Source organism: Gardnerella vaginalis (assembly GCF_001546485.1).
Classification (GTDB): Bacteria; Actinomycetota; Actinomycetes; order Actinomycetales; family Bifidobacteriaceae; genus Bifidobacterium; species Bifidobacterium vaginale_D.
The window spans coordinates 63,624-69,639 of sequence record NZ_KQ956873.1 but is presented as its reverse complement, the minus strand read 5'-3'; the positions used below and the strand labels follow the sequence as shown (position 1 = coordinate 69,639).

The window sequence follows — 6,016 nt, the reverse complement described above, 5'->3', positions numbered from 1 at the left end:
CCCCCCCCCATGGCTCAATTCAAGTCAAAGTAATTATTTTGAAAATATTTATTATGCACATTGATAAAAACCCTAAGATTACAAGAAAATCTATTTTTTTACGGCGTGTCGCGGTAAATAACCCTCAACAAAACTGCCAAAACTGAAGTACGAATAACGCAGATTACAAACACAGCAATTTCAATCAAATAAACAAAAACCGGAGTGCGAATCACGCACCCCGGTTTATAAAAGCTATAAAAGTTATAAAAGCTACAAAATTTAAGCCATCAACTTATGCGAGCAGCTCAAACAATCGGCTCCACTTGGTTGAATCCAAGCTCCACAGGAGTTTCACGACCAAAGATGGAAACCAACACAGTAAGCTTTTGAGTTGTAGGCTCCACATCGGAAACCACAGCAGCCATCGTAGAGAATGGTCCATCGGTAACTGTTACCTGATCGCCAACCTTGTAAGCAACTTCAACAGTGCGCTTACGTGCAGCAGCAGGCTTATCACCAGCATTCCTCAAAGCTTCAGAAGCAATCATAGGAGCCATCATTGCCACAACTTCTTTGCGAGTCAATGGTGCCGGTTCCCTAGAAGGACCAACAAAACCAGTCACACCCTCAGTTTCGCGAACAATGCGGCGAGCATTCTCGTCAGGCCACATGCGAATCAGCACATAGCCAGGCACACGAACGCGGGTAATAATCTTCTTACCCTTCTCCGTATGCTTTTCGACTTCTTCCATAGGAACTTCAATCTGGAAAATTTTATCTTCCAAACCAAAGCTCTGCACGCGAGATTCAACGTTAGTTTTTACGCGCTTTTCGTAGCCGGAATATGTGTGAAGCACATACCACTTGCCTTCCAACGTGCGCAGTTTCTTAGAAAATTCAGCTACAGCAATTGCACCAGCATCAGTTGGATCAGCCTCTTGAGATGTTGCATCATCAGCATCTTGAGCACCGGCATCTTGAGCACCGGCTTCGTCGGCTACAGCATCGGCAGTTGTCACACCAGTTGCAGCATCAGCAACACCAGCGACCGCTGCATCAGCATCTGAATCATCTTCAGCTGCAGGAGTTGCAACAGCTTCAGCATCCACCGTGGTGGCATCAAGCGCATCGATGGCAGCGTAAGCAGCAGCATCACTAGCGTCAGCATCAACGTCTGCAGCCACAGCAGCGGCTTGATTTACAGACGCTTCATCTGCTTCTTCGAGATTGAACTCATCAGTCATACTGTAAACACCTTCAAAATTTCAACTCAGCCGAACAACCACATAACGAACTTGCCTAAACCAAAGTCCATGCAGGTAACGAAAGCCATTAAAAATACAACAAATACGAACACTGCAAATGACCAGGCAAACAACTCTTTACCGTGAGGTGCAATAACCTTACGCGTCTCATCAATAGTTTGGTTGATGAACATGCCAATACGCATGAACAAATTCGGCGTTACTGCTTTCTTACTGCTGTGTGCCTGTGCCATGCCTAATCCTTCGTGTAAAAAATATGAACTAAAAAAAACTGGCAGGGACGGCGGGACTCGAACCCACAACCTACGGTTTTGGAGACCGTTGCGCTACCAATTGCGCCACATCCCTAAGGGGAACTTGCCTATCATACCCCAGATGGGGCGACATAGCAAAACCGCCAGATAGATATGTTATCTCATGGGCATGATTTCGCTACATCTCCACGCATTAGCGAGTGTCGCGCAGTTACGCTTCAACCCACTGCTTCATGCGACGCATGCCCTCAGCAAGCTGGTCGTCACCTAACGCACAAGAGAAACGCAAATATCCAGGAGCGCCAAAAGCCTCACCAGGAACCGCAGCAACATGCGCTTCATCGAGCAGCATTTCAGCAAATCGTGCAGAAGTATGCGGCACCTCGCGATGCTCGCCAAGCGGACGCTCAAGCAACGCTTCAACGTGAGCAAACGCATAAAAAGCGCCGTGAGGAAGCGGGCAGGTAACGCCGTCAATATTGTTCAACGCCGCCACAATGGCTTTGCGTCGAGCGTCAAACGCCTCACGCATAGTGGCAACCACGTCCAGCGATCCGCCAACTGCAGCAATTGCGGCACGTTGCGAAATATTAGAAACGTTAGAAGTCATGTGACTCTGCAGCTTTACAGCAGCCTTAGCAACGTCAGCAGGCGCCACCATCCAGCCAACGCGCCAGCCAGGCATAGCGTAAGTCTTGGCAACGCCGTTCAAAATCAATAGCTGATTGCGCACCTCCGGAACTTCGACGCCAATATACGAAGTCGAAATACCGTCGTAATGCAAATGCTCGTAAATTTCGTCAGAAAGCACCCAAATATGGTGTTTTACAGCCCACTCGCCGATTGCGCGAATAGTTTGTGCGCTCCAAATAGCTCCGGTAGGATTCGACGGCGAAGTTACAATGATTGCGCGCGTGCGTGGAGTGCGAGCGACCTCAATCGCCTCAATATCTGGCTCAAAACCGCAGTCTGCACCTGCCAAGACCGGCACAGGCACGCCGCCTGCAAGCTTTACAGCCTCCGGATAGCTTGTCCAATAAGGCGCTGGAATAATAACTTCATCGCCATCATGTAAAAGAATTTGGCAAGCTTCGTACACAGCTTGCTTTCCGCCGTTTGTTACTACGACTTGATTTGGGGAAACTTCGTAACCGGAATCGCGCTTTACCTTGCGCGCAATAGCTTCTCTAAGTTCCGGAAGACCGGCAGTTGCGGTATAGCGGTAGTTGCGTGGGTCTTTGCAAGCAGCAGCTGCAGCTTCGACAATATAAGAAGGAGTAGGAAAATCTGGCTCTCCTGCGCCGAAACTTACTACGTCAATGCCGGCAGCTTTCATAGCTTTTGCCTTGCCATCTACTGCCAAAGTTGCGCTCGGAGCGACTCGGTTAATACGCTCGCTTAATACGCGCCAATTTTCTTGTGCGGAAGTATCTACCATATTCTCTGCCATGATTTCTAGTGTAACCTTAAGCCGCGAAACGACAAATCTGCCGGAAAATTCCCCACGTTTGGAGCGCTAAACCAGACCAAACCCTCCAAACACGAGAAAAGTTCCCCACGTTTGGAGCGAAAATCACGACACAACCCTCCAAACACGAGAAAAGTTGCGCACGTTTGGAGCTGCAGCTAACTACACAAGCACAAGATTGTCGCGGTGCACCACCGGATGCGCATACTGACGACCGAGTGATTCTTCAAGCTCATCGCTCGTACGCCCCATAATCTCCGGAATTTCTTCCGCGTCGAAAGCCACAAGCCCCTTGGCCAAGTGGTTACCTTGCTCATCGTCAATCCACACAGGATCCGTCGCCGAAAACTCGCCGCTAACACGCACAATACCGGCCGCAAGCAAACTCGCGCGACCTCCGCGAACCGCCTTTGCAGCACCATCGTCGACCACCAAAACTCCGTGCGGATGCGAAGCAAAACCAATCCACAGTCGCCTTGAAGAATCACGCGTATGCACCGGTGCAAACGCAGTTCCAACAGCATCTCCAGCCAGTGCTGGACCAGCATTTCCAGCGCAAGTTAGCACTGTCGGAATTCCTGAAACTGCAGCAACATGCGCAGCTTCCATCTTCGTCACCATACCGCCGGTACCTACGCCCGAAACACTTGCACCAACTTTCACTTCTTCAATCGCACGCGTCACATCAGGCACAAAACTCACGCGCTTAGCACCCGGCTCGCTCGGCGGCGCAGTATAAAGGGAATCCACATCCGTAAGCAGCACAAGCGCTTCCGCGCGCACAATATTCGCCACAAGAGCTGCAAGACGATCGTTGTCACCAAATCGAATTTCGTTGCTAGAAAGCGCGTCGTTTTCGTTTACGATTGGAATTACGCCAAGTTCCAGCAATCGCAGCATCGTGCGTTGCGCGTTTCGGTAGCGTGACGGCGAAATAGTAACGTCCGCCGTAAGAAGCATTTGCCCTACGCGGAAGCCAAATTGTGCAAAAGCTGTCTCGTATTGAGCCATAAGCAATCCTTGACCAACTGAAGCCGTTGCCTGCTGAGTTGGCACATCTTTAGGACGTTCGCCGAAGCCGAGCAAACCAAATCCAGCTGCAATTGCACCAGAAGACACAAGCACAATGCGAGCACCTTGCATTTGCGCGTGACTTATTGCAGTTACAAGAGCGCGCAACTTTTGCACATCCAGCTGCCCGGACGAATTCGTAAGCGAACTTGAACCTACTTTCACTACGATTGTGCGCGCTTCACGAATTGAACGCCGAACCCCTTCTTCGGTAAGCTCAATTGCTGGATTATTCATATATGGTTCCTTTTTATTATCGATATTTTTGACGCGACTTTTAGGCGTAATTTGCGGACACAACTTGCGGACACAACTTGCGGACACAACTTGCAGTCAAAACTTACGGACGTAATGTTGAGTGCAATATAGCTAGTTTTTCTGCTCTTCGCCTCGCCCGAACAAGCTATTTTCGTCATGACGATCGTCATCTACGGAAGGATCCGCCCAGTGGCCAGACTTTCGTTCAGCCATCATTGCGTCTCGAACTGCGCTCTTTGCATCCATCATGCTGTGATAATCTCGTCTACGCTCAGCATTCGTACGCCTTGCTCCGCGAGGATCGTTCGCTTCGAGTCGCAAATCCTTGCCACGAGCACCCAAGTTAGCGCCATCCAATCCTTCTGCACCGGCAGCAATACTTGGATCCCAGTCGAAGCAAACCATATGATTTCCAGTGCCAATACGAATTTCGTCTCCTGGACGCGCGCCCTTCTTGCGCAACTCATCTTCAACGCCAAGCTTTGCCAAGCGATCCGCCAAATAGCCGACGGCTTCGTCATTGTCGAAATTCGTTTGCACAACCCAGCGCTCAGGTTTCGTGCCAGTAACAGTGAACCAAAAATCACCATTCCTGTCTTCTTCGCGCTTAATCTCAAAATCGGCACTACTACCGCGACCATCATCGCGACGACGACGCAAAGCTGAAGTCTGCTGCTCAAGCGGCTGAATAACAACACGCTCTTCCTCACGCGCTGCTTCCTCAGCAGCGAGCTTCTCACGCATTTTTTCAACCAATCGCCCAAGAGCAAAACCAAGCTCTTTCAAACCTTCGTGAGACGCGGTAGAAATTTCAAATACTTCTAATCCCATCGCCTCAAATTCGCCGCGCACAAAATCAGCCAATTCCTTAGCTTCTGGCACGTCGATTTTATTCAGCACAATAATGCGCGGACGCTCCGGAATTGGGATTGCACCCAACGGAAGCTCAAGTTTATCTGCGTATTGCGCAAGTTCGTGCTCTAGAGCGTGGTAATCGCTAATTGGATCGCGGTTTGGCTCCAGCGTTGCGCAATCGATTACGTGCGCAATAATTTCTGTGCGCTCAATATGACGCAAAAATTCCAGACCTAAGCCTTTTCCTTCAGAAGCTCCTGGAATTAAGCCTGGAACGTCTGCAATTGTGTAGCGATAGTTGCCGAAGCTTACAACGCCCAAATTTGGCACCAAAGTAGTAAACGGATAGTCAGCAATCTTTGGTTTAGCTGCACTTATTGAGGCAACTAAGCTTGATTTTCCTGCAGAAGGGAATCCAACTAAAGCTACGTCTGCAATAGACTTAAGTTCCAAAATTACGTCGCGCTCTTCGCCTGGTTCGCCTAAAAGCGCGAATCCTGGGGCACGACGAGTTTTGTTTGCAAGTGCTGCGTTACCGAGACCGCCGGCACCGCCTTGAGCTACAACGAACTTGTCTCCAACGTGCTGCAAATCCGCCAAAACTTCGCCCGGCCGCTTTTGAGAGCCTGCAGCACCGCGCGCTGTAAAAACAACAGTTCCAACGGGCACAGGAAGTACTAAATCCGCACCTTTTGAGCCGTCTTTAGTGTCACCTAAGCCCATCGTACCGCTTTCTGCAGTGCGGTGAGGCATGAAGCGGTAATCCAGTAAGCTGTTGGCGTTACGGTCAGCTACAAAAATAACGGAGCCACCGTCGCCGCCGTTGCCACCGTTAGGACCTGCCAACGGCTTGTATTTTTCGC

5 protein-coding genes and 1 tRNA gene are annotated in these 6,016 nt (G+C 50.0%); all 6 read right to left on the bottom strand.

The features are described from left to right. Nucleotides 1–287 precede the first annotated feature (287 nt). The gene (nusG, locus tag HMPREF3208_RS05905; protein ID WP_016636841.1) at nucleotides 288–1,226 is read right to left on the bottom strand and encodes a transcription termination/antitermination protein NusG; all 939 of its coding nucleotides are present in this window, start codon (nucleotides 1,224–1,226) and stop codon (nucleotides 288–290) included. Between the two features lie 26 nt (nucleotides 1,227–1,252). After that, nucleotides 1,253–1,480 (bottom strand): preprotein translocase subunit SecE, encoded by a 228-nt coding sequence (secE, locus tag HMPREF3208_RS05900; RefSeq protein WP_016636842.1) that lies wholly within the window; start codon nucleotides 1,478–1,480, stop codon nucleotides 1,253–1,255. 39 nt (nucleotides 1,481–1,519) lie between these two features. Then, nucleotides 1,520–1,595: transfer RNA gene (locus HMPREF3208_RS05895), tRNA-Trp, on the bottom strand. A 117-nt stretch (nucleotides 1,596–1,712) separates the two neighbouring features. Next, complete coding sequence (locus HMPREF3208_RS05890) at nucleotides 1,713–2,951, bottom strand: pyridoxal phosphate-dependent aminotransferase (protein ID WP_155639985.1); 1,239 nt, start codon at nucleotides 2,949–2,951, stop codon at nucleotides 1,713–1,715. Between the two features lie 180 nt (nucleotides 2,952–3,131). Then, complete coding sequence (gene proB, locus HMPREF3208_RS05885; RefSeq protein WP_064347719.1) at nucleotides 3,132–4,277, bottom strand: glutamate 5-kinase; 1,146 nt, start codon at nucleotides 4,275–4,277, stop codon at nucleotides 3,132–3,134. 132 nt (nucleotides 4,278–4,409) lie between these two features. After that, nucleotides 4,410–6,016: GTPase ObgE (obgE, locus tag HMPREF3208_RS05880; RefSeq protein WP_081091194.1), on the bottom strand; the 1,607-nt coding region annotated here is incomplete at its 5' end.

What these genes read in the sequence shown, in the direction of transcription:
- nusG (WP_016636841.1), bottom strand. Translation starts at nt 1,226, where the DNA reads ATGACTGATGAGTTCAATCTCGAAGAAGCAGATGAAGCGTCTGTAAAT.
- HMPREF3208_RS05890 (WP_155639985.1), bottom strand. Translation starts at nt 2,951, where the DNA reads ATGGCAGAGAATATGGTAGATACTTCCGCACAAGAAAATTGGCGCGTA.
- secE (WP_016636842.1), bottom strand. Translation starts at nt 1,480, where the DNA reads ATGGCACAGGCACACAGCAGTAAGAAAGCAGTAACGCCGAATTTGTTC.
- proB (WP_064347719.1), bottom strand. Translation starts at nt 4,277, where the DNA reads ATGAATAATCCAGCAATTGAGCTTACCGAAGAAGGGGTTCGGCGTTCA.